This is a genomic window from Pandoraea horticolens (assembly GCF_902459555.1).
Taxonomy (GTDB): Bacteria; Pseudomonadota; Gammaproteobacteria; order Burkholderiales; family Burkholderiaceae; genus Pandoraea; species Pandoraea horticolens.
In genome coordinates this window covers 219,579-237,091 of the sequence record NZ_CABPSM010000001.1, presented here as the reverse complement: position 1 = coordinate 237,091, position 17,513 = coordinate 219,579, and the positions used below count along the sequence as shown (strand labels likewise).

The following is a 17,513-nucleotide window of genomic DNA, read 5'->3' as shown; positions in this document are numbered from 1 at the left end:
TTGGGTACGACGGTCAACCTTGCCGGCGCGGTCACGCCGGCGGTGGTTCAGCCTCGCAGCGCCACATCGACGACGGGCGCGCCCGTCATGGCAACGAGTTGTTGCGGCGTGAGGCTGAACACGGCATGCGGGTGCCCGGCGGCCGCCCACAGGCTCGCGAGCTTGAGCAGGTCTTCGTCGATCAGCGTGACCGGCGAGACGACATGCCCGATCGGGCTTACGCCCCCAATCGAATAGCCCGTCTTTTCCTTCACGAAGCGAGCGTCGGCGCGGGCGAGTTCGCCGACTTGCGCGGCAACCTTCTTCTCGTCGACGCGATTGACGCCGCTCGCAATGACGAGCACCGGTGTGTCGTCGGCCACACGGCGGAAGATGATCGATTTCGCAATCTGCGCCACGTCGCATCCGAGTCCGGCGGCGGCCTCGGCCGACGTTTTGCCGGTGGCCGGCAGCAACACGATCGGTTGATCGTGGCCCATGCCGGAGAGCAGCCGCGCAACGTGCCGCGCGCCTTCGGGAAGATCCTGCGCGTTCGCAGGTTCGGGAGTCTGGGGTGTCTCGCTCATGGTCGGGTCGATGCTCTCGATTCACGTGGGGGCCAGGCGTTGCCCGGCGCGGTGTCAGGCGCAGGCGGAAGCGGCGTCTTGCAGCTTCGCGAGCATGGCGCGCCCCACGCGCGACGCGTTCTGGCGGCCAATGGCCTGCGAAATGAAGTCGCCGGTGCGCACCACGGCGTCGAGATCGATGCCCGTCTCGATGCCGAGTCCTTGCAACAGGTAGAGCACGTCTTCCGTCGCCACGTTGCCGGTTGCGCCCTTGGCGTACGGGCAACCGCCAAGGCCGGCGACAGACGAATGGAAAATTGTGATGCCCGAAAGCAACGCCGCGTAGATGTTGGCCGTGGCCTGCCCATAGGTATCGTGGAAGTGACCGGACAGGCGCTCGATCGGGAACACCTTTGCGCAGGCTTCCATGACTTCGCGGGTGCGCGAGGGTGTGCCTACACCGATGGTGTCGGCAATGTCGATCTCGTCGCAACCGAGGGCAGCGAGCCGCTGCACGACGTCGACCACGCTGGCGACCGGGACTTCGCCCTGATACGGGCAACCGAGGGCGCACGAGATGCTGCCTCGCAGGCGCAGACCGGCGTCTTTCGCCGCGCGTGCCACGGGTTCGAAGCGCGTGATGCTCTCTTCGATGGAGCAGTTGATATTGCGCTGCGAGAACGCTTCGCTCGCGGCGCCGAAGATCACGACTTCGTCCGCCTTGGCAGCCACTGCGGCCTCGAAGCCGCGCATGTTCGGCGTGAGCACCGAGTAGATCGTGCCGGGACGACGCGTAATGCCGGCCATGACTTCGGCACCGTCGGCCATCTGTGGTACCCACTTTGGGGAGACGAACGACGCCGTCTCGACATTGGCGAAACCAGCGGCCGACAGACGATCGACCAGGGCAATCTTGATGTCGGTCGGTACCGGCTGCTTCTCATTCTGAAGGCCATCGCGGGGGCCGACTTCGACCACTTTCACGTGTTGCGGCAGTTGGGGCGTCACCATGAGTTGTCTCCTCGTAGGGGGTGCAGGCGCGGGATCTGACGGGCGGCGGTTTAGTAGCCGCGCGCCAGATCGACGATGCCGGTAATGGCTTCACCGCGCTCGAGGGCGGCGATCTTGCCCGCGATCTGCGCGACCGTCTCGTCGCGCAGCGTCAGGGCCGAAATATGCGGTGTGACGGTGACGCGCGGTGCACGCCAGAACGGGTGGTCGGCGGGCAGCGGTTCCGTGCGGAACACGTCGAGCGTGGCGCCCGCGATTTGACCGCTTTCCAGCGCGGCCAGCAGGTCGGCTTCAACCAGATGGGCGCCGCGTGCCACGTTGATCAGATACGCGCCCTGCGCCAGCTTCGCGAACAGATCCGCGTTAAGGATATCGACCGTTTCCGGTGTGAGCGGCAACAAGTTGACGAGAATGCGCGCACCGGACACGCAGGCATCGAAGCCGGCACTGCCATGGTGCAACTCGATGCCGCTGCCAGACGCGCCCTCGCTGCGCTGGCTGCGGCTCCACGCGCGAACCGGAAAACCGAACGCCTTCAACGCCTTGGCGACGTGCGCGCCGAGCGTGCCGTAGCCGAGCACGGCGACGGGGAAGTCCGCGAGACGGTTCGGCTTCTGAAACTTCCATTGCGCTTGTGTCTGCTGATCGTCGAATACATCGAGACGGCGGAAGTAGCGCAACGCGGCGGCGCTAACGTATTGCGCCATCTGGTTGGCCATGCCGGCGTCCTCCAGACGCACGAGCGGCACGCCCGCCGGCAGGCGTTGGGCGCCTTCGCCGCGCATGCCGAGCACGCCGTCGACCCCGGCCCCCATGTTGAAGATGGCCTTCAGGCGTTCGCGCGGTTGCAGCACTTCCGCATTCGGCTTCCAGAGCACCAGATAGTCGGCCGGGGCCGTATCGCCGGGCTGCCAACCGCGGATGCGGGCCTGTGGCAAATGCTCGGCGAGGCCGGTTTCGTACGGGGCGGTCTTGCCGTCCGGGGAAAAGATCAGGATGTCCATGAGGTGCGAGGCAGACGCTTATAGGAATGAGGTACGGCGACAGGGGCAGCGGACGCGCGACAGATGCGCGCCCCGAAGGCCGCCGGGGCGTGCGCTCAACACGATAAGCCGATCCTTTCGGTGCGCGCCAGCGGCGCGGTCGCGGTGACTCGATTGACGTTAACGTCAAGTGTAACGCAGCTTGTGGCGCGTCGCGTATTGGGGCGAGGCCGGAGGTGGGGGGAAGGATTGGAGAGGGAGCGGAGCGGCTGAGAGATCCGCTCCGGTGGATGGCTCGACCCGGAACCGGTCAGTCGTTGGCGGCGGCGCGCAGCGTAACGAGGTTGACCGCCAGATTGTGGTGGTCGTCCGCGACCCAGACGTCACCGTCCTGAATCGTGCATTGCAGACGCATCGTACGCGAGGCGAGTGCCGTCAGCGCGTCGGCGGACGCCTCATCGAGCATGCGCACGGTGAGGTTCGACAGGCGGGTGATCTGCGATTCGGTGGCTTGCCACCAGATGGCGGCAGGCTTGCCGCCGTACGCCAGAACATCCACGTGCTCTGCGCGGCCGGCGGCCTTGACGAGGCGGCGCGCGTCGGGCTGACCGACGTCGATCCACCGGACGATGTCGCCGCCGAAGTCGTGTTCCCACAGGTCGGGCTCGTCGGCCGTCGAGATGCCTTTACCGAACGAGAGGCGCTCGCTCGCATACAACATGAAGGCGAGCAGGCGCACCATCATGCGTTCGTCGGTTTCCGACGGATGCCGGGCCAGCGTCAGGCTATGGGAAGCGTAATAGTGGCGGTCGAGGTCGGTGATTTGCACCTCGGCCTTGTAGATCGTGGCTTTGAGTGCCATGCCGGGAAACCGCTGGAATGAAGAAAGTCGCAAGCATACACCAGGCGCCGATGCCCGCTCATTTGCCCGGCCCGGCCGGCTGTACCGATGGCGCGCCGCAGCAAGGGGGCCGCAAGCTCGGTATACTGGCGGCCCGCCTTACCTGATGTGTCCCCATGCCGGTTCCTGCACCGCAAACGATCGACGTCAACGGCTATCCGATGGCGTACGTCGAAACTCCCGCACCTGCCGACGCCGCTGGTACGCCGCTTGTGTTGGTTCACGGCTCGCTTTGCGATTGTCGCTACTTCAAACCGAATATGGGACCGCTGGGGCAACGGCGGCGGGTTATCTCGGTGAGCCTGCGCCACTACTGGCCGGAAGCCTGGAACGGCCGCGACGGCACGTTCTCCGGTGAACAGCACGCCGAGGATCTGGCCGCGTTCCTGGCGGCGCTCGGCGTGGGGCCGGTTCATGTGCTCGGCCATTCGCGCGGCGGCTATGTCGCGCTGCGCACGGCACTCCTGGCGCCGGACACGGTACGCTCGCTCATCCTTGCTGATCCGGGTGTGGAAATCAGCGGCGGCCCGATTCAGGTGCCGCTCGACAGCGAGCGGGGCAACTTCCGCCAGGCGGCGCTTGCCGCCATCGAGGCGGGCGACATCGACGGCGGTCTGGCGATCTTCATCGACACGGTGAGCGGGCCGGACACCTGGCGTCGCATGGTGCCCTGGTTCAAGCAGATGGTGCGCGACAACGCGCTTACCTTGATTGGTCAGGTGGCAGAGCCGCGCACGCCGTTGCCGATAGATGCGCTTGGTGCGTTGCATGCACCGGTGTTGCTGATGGGCGGCGCGGAGAGCCCCGCGCCCTATCCGGAGGTGTTGAACGCTCTCGCGCACGCCATGCCGGAAGCCCGCCGCATGGTGATTCAGGACGCCTCGCATGGCATGAACCTCGCCAATCCGATTGCGTTTCACCGCGCGGTGGACGCCTTCCTCGGGAACGACTAACGTCCGCAGACGCCGAACGTCTGGACAGAGGTGTCGCCTGACACTTGACGCGAGCCCGTCGTCTCGACGTCGCGTTTCACTCTCATTCGTCGCGCAACACGCCGTGACCCAGACGCAAGCTCAGTGTACGGACCAGATCGGCCATCCACGCCTGATCGCGGTCCGACAATTTCTGCATGGCGCGATTGAGCGACGGATACGGATCGCAGGGCGCCGCCGCACTCGGCCCGGTATCCGTTGCCATGCCGTTTGACGAATCGAACGCCAGCAGCTCATGCGGGGGCAGCCCCAGCGTGTCCGCCAGAATGCAGATGTTGCGCAGCGAGATATTGCGTTTGCCACGCTCGACACCGCTCAGATAAGAGCGCGCCAGCCCGCTTTCCAGCGCCAGCTTGTCTTGCGCCCAGTTGTACTTCTTGCGCAAGCCGGCGAGGTGTCTGCCGAATCGAAATAAGTTGGTGTCCATAAGAATGTTTTCCTTGTTAGGGACGAGAAGATTGAAACAAAAATCCGGTATTGAGGGCGGTGCCTCGGGTGTCCCCCGTTTGTGAGGCACGAACTACCTGGTCTGCGATGCGGAGTTTTTGCGAGCTTTCGGAGAAGGCACAAAATGCGTGAGCTTTCCGAGGGTAGTGACGGTGCCAGTCTGCGTACCGCTGTGAAGGCATTGCCATACGTGTTGTCGCACTCCCGTCAACCCGAGCCGCGCAGTGTGACACCGGACATGCGGAACCAAGCCATGAGGGGATTCTGAAAGGTTCCGCTTTGGGATGTCACTCGATGTCGACGCGGCGAGTGTTATGCCGCAGTGGTGCGCACGAGTCTGCAGCGGGCATCAACTTGCTGTCATGCCCGTGGTGACTGGCGTATGGGCGTTCGGCACGAAGCCGCGAGACGTTGTTCGGCGCATTGTTCGACGCCCGCTGAAGTGATCGCTTTCGATAGGGGGCTTGGTAACTCTTACTGGACGAACAATCGCGCAATGCCCCCGCGATACTCGGGGGACTTTGCGCCATGTCCTAAGAATCAATTGCCCGCATATCGCTCACTCTTCATCGTCGTTGGGGAAACGCCGCGAGTCCTCACGCGCGGTGGCATCGGATCGGTGTGCGCCGGTGGATTCGCCTGAGGCGTCTGCGTCGCCGAACGACGCGCGCTCCGGCTCGCGGATGTGCGTGGCGGTATCGGCGGGCTTACCCTCGTCGTCGTCGACACGGTAGCCGTCTTCGCTCGGTGCGGCGAGGTGATGATGCGCGGGAAAACCGCGGTCGATGACGGTGCGCTCGGGGACTCTGCCTAAGGCGGGGCGAGCGATGTCGGCACCATCGACGTCATCGGCGTCATCGAGGTCTTCGTCCTCGTCGGCCAGGTCGTCGCGTGCGGCGGGCGATGCTGCGGGGGTGTTCGAACCGGCGCGCGCGCTCCCGGGCGGGGCGGCATGGCTCAGACGGGCACTGAGACTTCGGATGATTTCGGCGAGCCAGACTTGATCGCGGTTTTCGAGCCGGCACAGGAAGCGGCTGATCTGAGGCGCCGGTGTGTGATCGGACGGCGCGGTGCCGTCCTCGGCGCCGGACGCAGCCTGAGCGAAGCGCAGCATCTCCGACGTTGGCACGCCGAGCGTATCGGCGAGCACACAGATGTTGACGAGGGCGACGTTGCGCCTGCCGCGCTCGATACCGCTGACATATGAGCGTGCCAGACCGCTCTCGAGAGCAAGTTTCTCCTGCGACCAGCCGCGCGCCTTTCGCAGGCGGGCCAGATGGTCTCCGAACAGCGCGAGTGGATTCGTTTGCATGGCGGAACTCCGTTGACGAGTCACACAGCGTAATCAATCCCCCCGCGCCCTGCGACGTTATATCGCTCTCCTCCCCATGCGTGACAGCCGGGCCTCTATAAAGAGTCGGTGACGCTAATAGCGCAAAATTTATCGGACACTTCCCAATTCGTCGGACAACGCCGGCATCGGTTCACGCGCTTTGCGGATCGGTAAATGCCAGTGCTCGCCCAGTGCGACGCCCGCCAGAATCAGGGCGCCACCCACGAGGTGATAGCCCGCGAGATGTTCGCCGAGCCCGAACGCCGCGATCAGCGCCGAGAAGATCGGTACCAGATTGATGACGACGGTGGCGCGCCTCGGGCCGATACGTGCGACACCGATCATCCAGATGAACGGCGCGGCGATCGAGACGAGAAGGGTGGCGAAGGCCAGTTGGGGCAGGTTGTCCATCGACACGCCCGCTTTCTGCGAGAACAGATAAAAGGGCAGCAGGACGACAACGGCAAACAGGATCTGCGCATAAAGCGACGGGAGTGGCGCGAGTGGCAATTGCCATTTGCGCAGCAGCACGCAATAGATCGCATAGGCGAGCATGGCGGCGAACATCATCGCGTCGCCGATGCCGATACCATGATCCGCCAGATGCAGCAGGGAACCGTGCCCGACCACCAACAGCACGCCGCCGATCGACAGCAAGCCGCCGGCCAGCGCGCCCGCGGTAAGTGCGTCGCCCAGCACAATGACGGCGAGCGTCAGCGTGGCGAGGGGCAGTAATGCGAGAATGATCCCCATGTTCGTGGCACTCGTGTAGTGTGCCGCCGAGTAGGCGAGGCCTTGATAAATCGCCATACCGAGTACGCCGAGCGTTGCGTACTGCGGCAGATGCGGCAGAAACGCCCGGCGTTCGCGCCACAGTGCCGGCAAGGCGAACGGCGTGAGCATCAGCCACGCGGCGAACCAGCGCAGGAAGGCGATCTCTGCGGGGAAGATGTGACCGACAGCAAGTTTGTTGACGATCACGTTGGCTGACCAGATCAGTACGGCAGTCAGCGGCAGGATGAAATTGAACATGGGTCTGAGTCCGGTGCCGGCGGGCCGGCCAATCGGGGAAACGGTGCGGGAGTCTAGGCGTGGGGCCCGGCGATGCCGCTCATGGGGCGTCGCGTCGACGCACACGACGTTGCGAATTGTCCGCCCGAAAGCGGCGAGTGACATAGTGAATTTAAGACAAACGATAAGGCGTTTCGGACGCGATGTTGCTGCCCGGCGACGCTCGCTGGTTAGACCGGTTTGACCAATATTGGCTAGCTGTCCTAAGCCGCGGGTAGAATGACGCCATTCCGGGGTCGAGACGTAGATCGCGTACGCGACACGCCGCGCCTGACCCACGATGCGCAGGCATCGTGCGCGTTTCGTGATATGTGAACGGAGCTGCATGGTGGCAGTGAGTCAGCAAGACCGCTCGGCGCGCGCCGACGATTCGCAGCAACGGCGCACTGCGCCGCCCCTCTCCGCTAACGCCCCGGCCGTTGCGGGGAAGGGCAAGCGCTTCGTGCGACGTATCTATCGTCTGCGAACGATTGGCCTGGGCATCGGCTTTTTCTGCGTCGCCGGCGTCTTCTATCGGCACGAGCCGTCCACCCCGCTTGGGCTATGGGCGTTGCTGATTTTCAATGGGTTTATCTGGCCGCATCTGGCTTGTGTGCTGGCGCTGTCGCGACCGGTTCCGTATCGTGCCGAGCGCGCCAATCTGTTGATCGATGCCGTATTCGGGGGCTTTTGGGTTGCCGCGATGCAATTCAATTTGTTACCGAGCGTGGTGATACTGACGATGATGTCGATGGACAACATCGGTGCCGGAGGCATTCGGCTGTTTCTTCAGGGGTTGCTCGCGAACGTGGCCGGGCTGCTGATCGGCATCGCCGCGCTTGGCTTCGTATGGGCCCCGGCGTCCGACACGTTCAATGTCGTCACCAGCTTGCCGATGTTGATTCTGTATCCCATTGCCTTGGGGAAGGTGACATACGACCTCGCCCAGAAACTGGCGCAGCGCTCGCGCGAGATGGAATACCTGTCACGGCACGACGGACTGACGGGGTTGCTTAACCGCCGCGCGTGGGAGCAACGGCTGGCTGAGATTCATGCCCACTGCGTGCTCACGGGAGAGCCGGCGTGTCTGGTGCTGATGGATCTGGACCACTTCAAGCGAATCAACGATACGTTGGGCCACGCGGCGGGCGACATGGCGTTGCGGCGCTTTGCCGGACTGCTGCGGCAGCGTCTGCGTGAGATCGATGCCGTTGGCCGATACGGCGGAGAGGAGTTCGGCGCAGTGTTGGTGAACACCGGCGACGTGGCGGGGCAGGATCTGATGTACCGCCTGCTTGCCGATCTGCGTGCCCGGGTCGCACAGGCCGAGGCGCAGATTCAGACGCAGACTACGCAGTCCATATCGTTGGCCGAGTGCACGGTGAGTATTGGGCTGGTGCCGTTTTCCACGACCTTTGATACGCCGCAATCCTGGCTTCAGCACGCCGATCGTGCGCTGTATCGCGCGAAACGCGGGGGACGCGACGGCATGGTTGTCCTCGATGCGGAGGGTGCCGTCAGGACGGCGCGCGAAGTCGGGTGTGGCGGTGACGCCGACACGGACGCTACCGCCGATTCACGCTAATCAGCGCCTGCAGAGGCGGTTAAGCGCCCCGCGCAGGGCGGCGGGCAGCGCGGCGGCGAAGCCGAACGGACGTGCCAGCGTAGCCAGCCCCTCGCCGTTGAGCACGCGAGCGCCTTCCAGATGCGTGGACAGCAAGCAGAAATCTTCCCGATTCATCCCCACGCGTTGACACGCCTTATCAAGCTGTTTCAGATCGTTCGGGTGCAGGGTGATCGTCAGGGTGATGCGCTCTGGGTCGGTGTTCATGTCTGTCAATCTTCTCTTTTAAAACATAAGGCAGGCCGCGCGGATAGCGCGTATGCCGAGCGCCCGCGCGATAACGTGGGCGATCGTGATCCGACGGCGTGCGATCGGTCAGTGTGACCAACGCGTCAAACGGACGGAAAGACGCCATCGTGGCGCCGATGTCCGTTCTGGCGATGTCTGCCTGACCGGGGCGTCGGGTTGTCTTGTGCAACGTGTGGGCAATACGAGGCTGTGGGCGAGCAACCCGTCGCCTGGAGCGCAGGCGGCGATAAGGCTCTGACGCGTGGGAGCGATGCCTCGTAACAGCAGGGAGGGATGACTCTCCATCCGGCCACGACACAGGCGCCGGAAACAGCATGAGTACTGCGAACTGCAACTGCGGGTACGGCTTGAATTCACGACGAGAACTGCTGTTGCCGGATGCCGGCAACGGGTGGTGCGGTGATGCGAGACCTTCTGTGCTGCAGGACTGCGGGCGACGCCGATTTACGCGGCGTCCTTGAACTGAATGCGTGAGCAAGGCGCATGGCGATGGCTACGGCGGAATCGCAACACGCGCTCGACGTGAGTCACGGCCGCGGTGCGTGCCGCGCGACGATACAACTGCATTACACGCGTTGCCGAGACCATCACGGCGAGGGTTGCAAACACCAACCAACTGACGAAAACCACAACACTTCTCCCTGATGACTGCCGCCTTTGAAAAACCGGCGCGCGTCGAATTCAAAGGGAAATTCAAAGAGCGGGTTATCATCGGTTGCGACCGCAACGAATTTCAATGAGGACGAATTCTAAATAGATTCCCTAATAGGGTAAACACTTAAAATTAAAAATAATGTATTTTTCTAGACGAATAAGTCCAAAAAGTCCAAACGATCGTTTGAATTTCAGGTAATCGAATTCATTAGGAAGATCGGCCCAAACCCGCGTGCTTCAACGTGCTCGGGCCGATAGCGACGTGATGGATCAGAAGCTGTGCTTCAGGCCCATGCCGACCAGCAATTGCGTACGTGCGCCTGCGTCCAGACCGTACGAACCGACCGAGGCGTTGGCTTCCACAACGCGGCCATGATCCAGTGTCTTGCCGACAGCCTGCTGATAGCCACCGATCACGTAGGTCGACGTGCGCTTGGACAGCGCATACGTCACACCGGCGTTGAACTGGTTGTAATGGGCGCCGACATTGCGGCCGCCGCGCAGCCGGGTATAGCTGTAGCCGATACCCGTGTTGATCGCCGGCGTGAGCGCGTAAGTCGCGAAGGCGTTCACTGTGTCGAATTTTGCCGTGCCGGTGAAATTCGATAGCCCATCGCTCGCGTACTGCGCGTTCGAGAATGACAGTCCCAGAATCGCCGGGCCGATGGCGTATTTCGCGCCGACGCGTGCAATGCGCACTTTGCTCGCCGTACGGAAGCCGCTGTTGATCGGCGAGTTGAACAGCGAGCCCGCGCTGCTGGTCCAGTCGCGATAACCAAAGTCGGAACGCGTGAAGTCGCTCACTTGCCGGCTTCCACCATCTGCGAAGAAGTAGCCCGCGCCGAGCGATACCGGACCATTGCTGTAGGCACCCGCGAAGCCATACGTGCGACCCGCGCCTTCCTTGCCGGCCACGTTGCCCGTGGCGTACATGCCTTCGAATTGCAGGCCGCCGAAGTTCGGCGTGGCGTAACGGATCGAATTGTTGACGCGTGCGCCGTTGTCGTAATTGTCGACGTCGCCAGGCGTGGCGAAGAAGCCGCCGAAGTAGCCGTCGGCAGTTGTGCCCTGCACGAGGTTGACCACCGGGTCGTATTGGCGGCCGATGGTGACTTCACCCCATTGGGTGCTCGTCAGGCCGACGATGGCCTTGCGTCCGAACGCACGGCCGCCGTTGCCCATCTCGCCGTTGACCGCGTTGAATCCGCTCTCCAACTGGAACAGTGCGGAAAGCCCCTGACCCAGCGGCTCCGTGCCGCGCAGCCCCCAGCGGCTGCCGGAGAGAATGTTGCTCGTGATCATCGAGCGAGATTGCGGGCCGTTGGCGGTGGCCGTGTGGTTCGCGTGCACGAAGCCCGAATCGATCGTGCCGTAGAGGGTGACGTTACTCTGTGCGCTGACACTGGCGGGCAGCGACAGCAGCGTAAGGGTTGCAGCCAGCGCGAGGGCGCGCAGACCAGTGGGCATATGTGGGTGTTGAGTCATGGTGTCGAGCGCCTTGCTGCGCATGGTTGAAATCGACACCGAGAATATTTCCTAACACCTGTTCGGATTCCTTATGAAAATTCCGAATGAACGAAAATCCGCATGGCAGCGACCGCTTCTCTGGGTCGCTGCCGAAGTTTCTAGGAACCCTCCTCAATATTTTCTGCTGAATAACGCAGTAAGCGGTAGCGCGAAAACCTCCACGCTACGGGTATCAAGATTGGGTTCTCGGCAGGCCGGCGCGACGCAGCGCTACGCGCGACAGCGCGGCCCAATCGAGCTGGCCTTCGTCGTGGGCGAGGCTGTCCAGATGGTTGTCGCGCAACACGGTGCCGAACGGCATCGGTACGTTCGCGGCCTCACCCGCAAGCAATGCGAGGCGAACATCCTTGGCGCCGAGCGCTAGCTTGAAGCCGGCCGGCTCGAAGACCTCCTTCGCAATCGCTGCACCGTAACCCGTATAAACCGGCGTCGCGAAGATCGTGGTGGTCATCATGTCGAGGAAGTCGGCACCGGCCACGCCGTGACCTTGCGCGAGCGCAGCCGCTTCGCTCATCGATTCGATGGCGCTGGCGATCATGAAATTCGCGGCGAGCTTCACGACGTTGGCCCGCTCGGGCGAATCGCCGAAGCGCCAGGTGCGTTGACCAAGCACGTCGAAGATCGGTTGAACGGTGTCGATGACGCTCGTGTCGCCCGCCACCAGGATGTTGAGCTTGCCTGCCTCTGCGACAGTCACACGCCCCAACACCGGGGCGGCGAGATAGCGCAGGCCGAGCGACTCGCATCGCGCCACCATCTCCCGGGCGAAAGCGAGCGAGACGGTGGCCATGTTCACGACGATGGCGCCACGCGGCAGCGCGCCAAGCGCACCGCCGTCGTCCCCTTCGCACAGCACGGCGCGCGACGTGTCGTCGTCGGCCAGCATGGCGATGAGGATGTCTGCCCCGCGAGCGGCAGCGGCCGGGGTGGCGCCGGGCGTGGCGCCGGCGGAGGTCAGTGCGTCGACGGGGCCGCGCGAGCGGTTCCACACACGCAATGCAAATCCCGCCTTGAGTAGATTACGGGCCATGGGCGCGCCCATCGTGCCGAGTCCGAGAAATCCGATATTCATGCGTTCTCCTGATGCCAAGAATGTAGGTGCAGCGCGGGGGGAAGCGGGCAAAGGGCGAGGGCCACCAGACTAGTGCGCCACGTGCCGATGCCGGCCGCGTTGTCCGAAAGCATGACACCGAACGGGAGTTGATGCATAGGAGACACGCCGCCGAGTTGCCGCAGCAAGTGCAGAAAACGCGTCCCGAGCGGCGCTCGGATTGGCACGGGTAAGATGCGCGTGATGCCATCCGTCGCCGGGCGCGCCCGTTCCCGCCATCGCCATGACCCTTCGCAACAACTGGCCGAGTTTCAAGAAGCTGCCATACCCGGTGTATTTCCGGTACGACGAGTTCGACGCGCAGACGGCGTGGGTGCCGCATCGTCACGACTGGGGCATGCTCAACTATGTGGCGAACGGCGTGATGCAGTTGGAGATCGAAGGCGCCCGGTTCCTGTCGCCGCCGCAATACGCCGTGTGGATTCCGCCGAAAGCCACGCACGCGAGCTTCAACGCGAATGCCGTGGTCTACCGGTCGGTGTATATCGACGCTTCACTTGCCGGAGCACTTCCGTCGAACGCCGCGACGCTGCGTATCAGCGGCCTGCTACGGGCCATCCTGTCCGATTTCGCCGAGAGAGGTGTGGCGTGTCCGCGCACCGAGGCCGATCGTCGCCTCGCGCACGTGCTCATCGATCAGTTGGCGCTTGCTCCCGCCGAACCGCGTTTCCTGCCGCAGGCGAGGTCGCCGTCGCTGGTCCGGGTACTGGACGCATTGCAGCGTGAACCCGGAGATAACCGCACACTCGAAGCGTGGGCCGAGACCGTCTCCATGACGCAGCGCACGCTGGCGCGCCATTGCCGCACGGAGCTGGGGATGACGCTGGGACAGTGGCGGCAGCGTATGCGCTTTCTGCGCGCCATCGAGGGGTTGGAAGCCGGGCGCACCGTCAAGTCGATTGCGTTCGATCTGGGCTATGCCACGCCCTCCGCCTTTATCGAGATGTTCACGCGCCAGTCGGGTTTGACGCCGGAGCTGTTCCGCCGTCAGACGATTCTTGGCGCTGCCGAGCACGATCCGGCGTGATGCCGGTGCGCAACTTCATTGACCGTTACCGCTTTCCGGCATTGGTGCCGAGCGGCACGCGAAAACCGGCCAGCGCTGGCGGATCATGCCAACGCAGCGTTCACCCGTGGTTTGGGTGCGTACACCCGAACGGCGGTTCTCGTGCTATAGACTCGCGGCTTGTTTACCCCTTTGGGAAGAACCGCCATGATCCGCTACGCAACGCTCGGTACCAACAATCTGGAAAACGCGACGGTCTTCTACAACCGTGTGCTGGCCACCCTCGATTTGCATCCGACCCCGTTCTCGCATGAAACCTTCTATGGACATAAAGATGCCCCCAGCGAAGAGGTGGTGTTGACGATCACGCTGCCCTTCGACGGCGCACCGGCCACACGCGGCAACGGCAGCATGATCGCGCTGCATGCGGAATCGAAGCAGCAGGTCGACGCCGCGTATGAAGCGGCAATCGCACAAGGCGGCCAATGCGAAGGCGCTCCCGGGCCGCGTCTGGATTACCACCCGCGCATGTATGTCGCCTATTTCCGCGATCTCGATGGCAACAAGCTCGCTGTGGTGCATTTCGAGCCCGTCAGCGACGCGCAATGAGGTGCCCTCAAGGCGGCCTCCTTGACTGCCAACCATGATGCGCGAACACACACAACCGGCTTCGCGCTGATCGATGACTGACGTGGTGCGATGCGCGCGCGGTCTGCGGCTGAAGTCCGCCGGCGGACCGCCCGCCGCCTACCGCCTACCGCTTGAACGCCAGTAACTGCGCGCCTTCCGGCACTTGATCGCCGACCACGTAAAGCACTTCTTCGATCTCTCCGTCCGCCGGCGCGCTGATGGTGTGTTCCATCTTCATCGCCTCCATCACGAGCAGCGGCGCGCCCTTTTCGACCTTGGTGCCGGCCTGTGCGAGTACGGCGATGACCTTGCCCGGCATCGGCGCAGTCAACCGGCCTTCGCTGCCTTCGTGGGCCCCGGCCTGCGCCAGCGGATCATGCCAACGCAGCGTCCACGACAGACCATCGGCGAAGACGTGGGCGGTTTGCTGCTCGAAGTCGACGTGACCCTGCACGCGCCGCTCGCCGAGCGTCACGCGGTACACGCCGCCGTCGTGGGCGTACCGATACGGATAGGTCTGCCCGTCGACCGTCAGGGTGCTGGCCTGCGGGCCGCTCGTGAGCACCGCGTCGAGACGTGTTTCGCCGTGATCGAACGACAGCGTGCGCTGGTAGTCGGCGTTCAGACGCCAGCCCGTGGCGAGTTGCCACGGCGAGTGATGATCGATGCTGTCTTGATACTTACGGCGTCCGATCACGGTTTCGCGGCTGAGCTGTGCGGCAACGGCTAGCGCCAGCGTGGTTGCCGGCACCGGGGCGGCGGCCGGGAACAACGTATCGCGGTGGCGCTCGATCAGCCCGGTGTCGAGATCGGCGCCGGCGAACGGCTCGCTGGCGACCAGGCGGGAGAGGAATGCGATGTTCGTCTGCACGCCGACGACGCGGTACTGACCCAGCGCACGGCGCATGCGCGCGAGGGCTTCTTCGCGGTCTTGTCCCCACACGATCAGCTTGGCGATCATCGGATCGTAGAACGGCGAGATGGTGTCGCCTTCGCGCACGCCCGAGTCGATGCGCACGGCGGCCGGTGTCGCGGCGCCACCGATCTCGAACTGGACCGCAGCGGGCGGACGCAGCGTGGACAGTGTGCCCGTCGACGGCAGGAAGTTGTTGTCCGGACTCTCGGCGTAGATGCGTGCTTCGAGCGCATGGCCGTGAATGCGCAACTCATCCTGCTTGCGCGGCAGCACTTCGCCTGCGGCGACGCGCAATTGCCATTCCACCAGATCGAGGCCGGTGATCATTTCCGTGACCGGGTGCTCGACTTGCAGGCGCGTGTTCATCTCCATGAAGTAGAACGAGCCGTCCTGATTGGCGATGAACTCGACCGTGCCGGCGCCGACATAGCCCACGGCGCGCGCGGCGTTGCATGCGGCTTCACCCATCGAGCGGCGGCGCTCGCCGGTCATGCCGGGCGCGGGCGCCTCCTCCAGCACTTTCTGATGACGGCGTTGCACCGAGCAGTCGCGCTCGAACAGATAGACGCAATTGCCATGCGTGTCGGCGAACACCTGAATCTCGATGTGACGCGGACGCGTCAGATACTTCTCCACGAGCACGCGCTCGTCGCCGAAGCTGCTCGCCGCTTCGCGCTGGCACGACGCCAGTGCGGCGCGGAAATCCTCGCTGCGCTCCACCACACGCATGCCCTTGCCGCCGCCGCCTGCGCTGGCCTTGAGCAGCACGGGGTAGCCGATGTCGTCGGCGCGTGCGTGCAGGAAGGCGGCGTCCTGGTTGTCGCCGTGATAGCCGGGCACCAGCGGCACGGCGGCGCCCTCCATGAGCGTCTTGGCGGCGCTCTTGCTGCCCATGGCGCGGATGGCGCCAACCGGCGGGCCGATGAAGACGATGCCGGCCTCGTGGCACGCGGCGGCGAACGCCTCGTTCTCGGACAGGAAGCCGTAGCCGGGGTGGATGGCCTGTGCGCCGGTGGCCTTGGCGGCGTCGACGATGGCGTCGATGCGCAGGTAGCTGTCGCGCGCGGCGGCCCCGCCGACGTGCACCGCTTCGTCGCACACGGCAACGTGCTTGGCGTGGGCGTCGGCGTCGGAATAGACGGCCACCGTGCGAATGCCCAGCCGTGCAGCCGTCGCCGCGACGCGACAGGCGATTTCGCCGCGGTTGGCGATGAGGATCTTGTCGAACATATTGCCTCCGTAAAACGATCGATTGGGGCGGTGCGTGGCGCATGGCACCTTCGCTTGTGACGACGGGCCACTGCACTTGCACCATTCTCATTGCTATCCAACTTCGCCGCGACGGCGGATCGTCTCTTGCGATCTCGCGGCCGTCGCGGCGCTCAACTCGTCAACACATCCTTGAACGCCAGTCGCCAGTTTCGCCGCCTGCCGAACGCGCTCAGTGAGTCGCGCAGGCCGTAAGGCCGTCGCACTCGCCTGCGTTCCCGGCACCGAGCTTTTCCTCGGTCGACGTGCGCATGCCGAGGCGCGCGAGCAGCGCGCGGTCATGCTCGGCCTGCGGGTTCTGCGTCACGAGCAGCTTCTCTCCGTAGAACATCGAGTTGGCGCCGGCGAGGAAGCACAGCGATTGCAGTGCGTCGTCCATCATTTCGCGGCCGGCCGACAGACGCACCATCGCGCGCGGCATCGTGATGCGCGCCACTGCGATCATGCGCACGAAATCGAACGGGTCGACAGTCTCGTTGTGTTCGAGCGGCGTGCCCTCGACTTTCATCAGGTTGTTGATGGGCACCGACTCGGGATACGGCGACATGTTGGCCAGTTGCGCGATGAGACCGGCGCGCTCGCGGCGCGTTTCACCCAGACCGACGATGCCGCCGCAGCAGACTTTCAGCCCGGCGTCGCGCACGCGGGCGAGTGTGTCCAGACGATCCTGATAGGTGCGCGTGGTGATGATCTGACCGTAGAACTCGGGCGACGTATCGAGATTGTGGTTGTAGTAATCGAGACCGGCCTCGCGCAACTGTTCGGCCTGCCCGTCGCGCAGCATGCCGAGCGTGACGCACGTCTCCAGACCCAGTGCTTTGACGCTGCGCACCATCTCGCCTACGGCGTCGACCTGATGCGGCTTCGGGCTGCGCCATGCGGCGCCCATGCAGAAGCGCGTAGCGCCCGCGTCCTTGGCGCGCTGCGCGGCGGCGACGACTTCCTCCACCGGCATGAGCTTTTCGGCCTCCACACCCGTGTCGTAGCGGGCCGATTGCGGGCAATAGGCGCAGTCTTCCGGGCAGCCGCCGGTCTTGATCGAGAGCAGCGTCGAGAGCTGCACGGCGTTGGCGTCGAAATGGTCGCGATGCACCTGCTGCGCGCGGAAGATCAGATCGTTGAACGGCAGCGCGAAGAGCGCCTCGATCTCGGCGACGGTCCAGGGCTTGTCGTTGCGGCGCAGGGCTTCGTCGTGTCCGTGAGCGGCGGTGTGGGCGTGAACTTGCATAGTGTGATTCCTTGAATTCTGTGTGAGTGGGTGTCGC

17 protein-coding genes are annotated in these 17,513 nt (G+C 64.1%); 4 read left to right on the top strand and 13 right to left on the bottom strand.

The annotated features are described in order from the left end of the window. Positions 1 to 47 precede the first annotated feature (47 nt). From PHO31112_RS01110 to PHO31112_RS01095, 4 genes are all read right to left on the bottom strand, one after another. On the bottom strand, positions 48 to 566 hold the full coding sequence (locus PHO31112_RS01110; protein WP_150618796.1) for a YbaK/EbsC family protein: 519 nt from the start codon (positions 564 to 566) through the stop codon (positions 48 to 50). Positions 567 to 620: 54 nt separating this feature from the next. Next, the gene (locus tag PHO31112_RS01105; RefSeq protein ID WP_150618795.1) at positions 621 to 1,556 is read right to left on the bottom strand and encodes a hydroxymethylglutaryl-CoA lyase; all 936 of its coding nucleotides are present in this window, start codon (positions 1,554 to 1,556) and stop codon (positions 621 to 623) included. Positions 1,557 to 1,606: 50 nt separating this feature from the next. Further along, complete coding sequence (locus PHO31112_RS01100) at positions 1,607 to 2,560, bottom strand: 2-hydroxyacid dehydrogenase (RefSeq protein ID WP_150618794.1); 954 nt, start codon at positions 2,558 to 2,560, stop codon at positions 1,607 to 1,609. A gap of 289 nt (positions 2,561 to 2,849) precedes the next feature. Next, positions 2,850 to 3,401 carry a YaeQ family protein gene (locus tag PHO31112_RS01095; RefSeq protein WP_150618793.1) on the bottom strand — a complete coding sequence of 184 codons (552 nt, stop codon included), beginning with the start codon at positions 3,399 to 3,401 and terminating at the stop codon, positions 2,850 to 2,852. A 155-nt stretch (positions 3,402 to 3,556) separates the two neighbouring features. On the opposite strand from PHO31112_RS01095, the gene PHO31112_RS01090 reads away from it, so the two are divergent. Next, on the top strand, positions 3,557 to 4,393 hold the full coding sequence (locus PHO31112_RS01090) for an alpha/beta fold hydrolase (protein ID WP_150618792.1): 837 nt from the start codon (positions 3,557 to 3,559) through the stop codon (positions 4,391 to 4,393). Positions 4,394 to 4,475: 82 nt separating this feature from the next. On the opposite strand, the gene PHO31112_RS01085 is transcribed toward PHO31112_RS01090, so the two are convergent. From PHO31112_RS01085 to PHO31112_RS01075, 3 genes are all read right to left on the bottom strand, one after another. Then, positions 4,476 to 4,859 (bottom strand): helix-turn-helix domain-containing protein, encoded by a 384-nt coding sequence (locus PHO31112_RS01085; RefSeq protein WP_150618791.1) that lies wholly within the window; start codon positions 4,857 to 4,859, stop codon positions 4,476 to 4,478. Between the two features lie 579 nt (positions 4,860 to 5,438). Next, on the bottom strand, positions 5,439 to 6,191 hold the full coding sequence (locus tag PHO31112_RS28005; RefSeq protein WP_343042688.1) for a helix-turn-helix domain-containing protein: 753 nt from the start codon (positions 6,189 to 6,191) through the stop codon (positions 5,439 to 5,441). A 129-nt stretch (positions 6,192 to 6,320) separates the two neighbouring features. Beyond that, a complete protein-coding gene (locus PHO31112_RS01075) occupies positions 6,321 to 7,244 on the bottom strand; it encodes a DMT family transporter (RefSeq protein ID WP_150618790.1) in 924 nt (307 codons plus the stop codon). 364 nt (positions 7,245 to 7,608) lie between these two features. Here PHO31112_RS01075 and PHO31112_RS01070 point away from each other — a divergent pair, with 364 nt between their 5' ends. Further along, entirely contained in the window at positions 7,609 to 8,847 is a 1,239-nt protein-coding gene (locus PHO31112_RS01070) for a diguanylate cyclase (protein WP_150618789.1), read from the top strand. On the opposite strand, the gene PHO31112_RS01065 is transcribed toward PHO31112_RS01070, so the two are convergent. The 4 genes from PHO31112_RS01065 to PHO31112_RS01050 all read right to left on the bottom strand — a co-directional run bounded on the left by PHO31112_RS01065 (position 8,848) and on the right by PHO31112_RS01050 (position 12,388). Further along, positions 8,848 to 9,093: a hypothetical protein gene (locus tag PHO31112_RS01065; protein WP_010808375.1), complete on the bottom strand. Its 246-nt coding sequence runs from the start codon at positions 9,091 to 9,093 to the stop codon at positions 8,848 to 8,850. 486 nt (positions 9,094 to 9,579) lie between these two features. Next, positions 9,580 to 9,765, bottom strand: a complete 186-nt coding sequence (locus tag PHO31112_RS01060) for a hypothetical protein (RefSeq protein WP_150618788.1) — start codon at positions 9,763 to 9,765, stop codon at positions 9,580 to 9,582. A 294-nt stretch (positions 9,766 to 10,059) separates the two neighbouring features. Continuing rightward, positions 10,060 to 11,274 carry a porin gene (locus tag PHO31112_RS01055; protein ID WP_150619232.1) on the bottom strand — a complete coding sequence of 405 codons (1,215 nt, stop codon included), beginning with the start codon at positions 11,272 to 11,274 and terminating at the stop codon, positions 10,060 to 10,062. A gap of 214 nt (positions 11,275 to 11,488) precedes the next feature. Then, on the bottom strand, positions 11,489 to 12,388 hold the full coding sequence (locus PHO31112_RS01050) for an NAD(P)-dependent oxidoreductase (RefSeq protein ID WP_150618787.1): 900 nt from the start codon (positions 12,386 to 12,388) through the stop codon (positions 11,489 to 11,491). 262 nt (positions 12,389 to 12,650) lie between these two features. On the opposite strand from PHO31112_RS01050, the gene PHO31112_RS01045 reads away from it, so the two are divergent. Together PHO31112_RS01045 and PHO31112_RS01040 are read left to right on the top strand one after the other, a co-directional pair. Continuing rightward, positions 12,651 to 13,454, top strand: a complete 804-nt coding sequence (locus PHO31112_RS01045; protein ID WP_150618786.1) for an AraC family transcriptional regulator — start codon at positions 12,651 to 12,653, stop codon at positions 13,452 to 13,454. A gap of 186 nt (positions 13,455 to 13,640) precedes the next feature. Next, complete coding sequence (locus tag PHO31112_RS01040) at positions 13,641 to 14,042, top strand: VOC family protein (protein ID WP_150618785.1); 402 nt, start codon at positions 13,641 to 13,643, stop codon at positions 14,040 to 14,042. Between the two features lie 145 nt (positions 14,043 to 14,187). Here PHO31112_RS01040 and PHO31112_RS01035 read toward each other — a convergent pair whose 3' ends face one another. Next, positions 14,188 to 16,209 (bottom strand): acetyl-CoA carboxylase biotin carboxylase subunit, encoded by a 2,022-nt coding sequence (locus PHO31112_RS01035; RefSeq protein ID WP_150618784.1) that lies wholly within the window; start codon positions 16,207 to 16,209, stop codon positions 14,188 to 14,190. Between the two features lie 211 nt (positions 16,210 to 16,420). Next, positions 16,421 to 17,476 (bottom strand): biotin synthase BioB, encoded by a 1,056-nt coding sequence (gene bioB / locus PHO31112_RS01030; RefSeq protein WP_150618783.1) that lies wholly within the window; start codon positions 17,474 to 17,476, stop codon positions 16,421 to 16,423. Between the last annotated feature and the right edge of the window lie 37 nt (positions 17,477 to 17,513).

What these genes read in the sequence shown, in the direction of transcription:
- PHO31112_RS01095 (WP_150618793.1), bottom strand. Translation starts at nt 3,401, where the DNA reads ATGGCACTCAAAGCCACGATCTACAAGGCCGAGGTGCAAATCACCGAC.
- PHO31112_RS01100 (WP_150618794.1), bottom strand. Translation starts at nt 2,560, where the DNA reads ATGGACATCCTGATCTTTTCCCCGGACGGCAAGACCGCCCCGTACGAA.
- PHO31112_RS01065 (WP_010808375.1), bottom strand. Translation starts at nt 9,093, where the DNA reads ATGAACACCGACCCAGAGCGCATCACCCTGACGATCACCCTGCACCCG.
- PHO31112_RS01090 (WP_150618792.1), top strand. Translation starts at nt 3,557, where the DNA reads ATGCCGGTTCCTGCACCGCAAACGATCGACGTCAACGGCTATCCGATG.
- bioB (WP_150618783.1), bottom strand. Translation starts at nt 17,476, where the DNA reads ATGCAAGTTCACGCCCACACCGCCGCTCACGGACACGACGAAGCCCTG.
- PHO31112_RS01075 (WP_150618790.1), bottom strand. Translation starts at nt 7,244, where the DNA reads ATGTTCAATTTCATCCTGCCGCTGACTGCCGTACTGATCTGGTCAGCC.
- PHO31112_RS01050 (WP_150618787.1), bottom strand. Translation starts at nt 12,388, where the DNA reads ATGAATATCGGATTTCTCGGACTCGGCACGATGGGCGCGCCCATGGCC.
- PHO31112_RS01040 (WP_150618785.1), top strand. Translation starts at nt 13,641, where the DNA reads ATGATCCGCTACGCAACGCTCGGTACCAACAATCTGGAAAACGCGACG.
- PHO31112_RS01105 (WP_150618795.1), bottom strand. Translation starts at nt 1,556, where the DNA reads ATGGTGACGCCCCAACTGCCGCAACACGTGAAAGTGGTCGAAGTCGGC.
- PHO31112_RS01045 (WP_150618786.1), top strand. Translation starts at nt 12,651, where the DNA reads ATGACCCTTCGCAACAACTGGCCGAGTTTCAAGAAGCTGCCATACCCG.
- PHO31112_RS01085 (WP_150618791.1), bottom strand. Translation starts at nt 4,859, where the DNA reads ATGGACACCAACTTATTTCGATTCGGCAGACACCTCGCCGGCTTGCGC.
- PHO31112_RS28005 (WP_343042688.1), bottom strand. Translation starts at nt 6,191, where the DNA reads ATGCAAACGAATCCACTCGCGCTGTTCGGAGACCATCTGGCCCGCCTG.
- PHO31112_RS01070 (WP_150618789.1), top strand. Translation starts at nt 7,609, where the DNA reads ATGGTGGCAGTGAGTCAGCAAGACCGCTCGGCGCGCGCCGACGATTCG.
- PHO31112_RS01110 (WP_150618796.1), bottom strand. Translation starts at nt 566, where the DNA reads ATGAGCGAGACACCCCAGACTCCCGAACCTGCGAACGCGCAGGATCTT.
- PHO31112_RS01055 (WP_150619232.1), bottom strand. Translation starts at nt 11,274, where the DNA reads ATGACTCAACACCCACATATGCCCACTGGTCTGCGCGCCCTCGCGCTG.
- PHO31112_RS01035 (WP_150618784.1), bottom strand. Translation starts at nt 16,209, where the DNA reads ATGTTCGACAAGATCCTCATCGCCAACCGCGGCGAAATCGCCTGTCGC.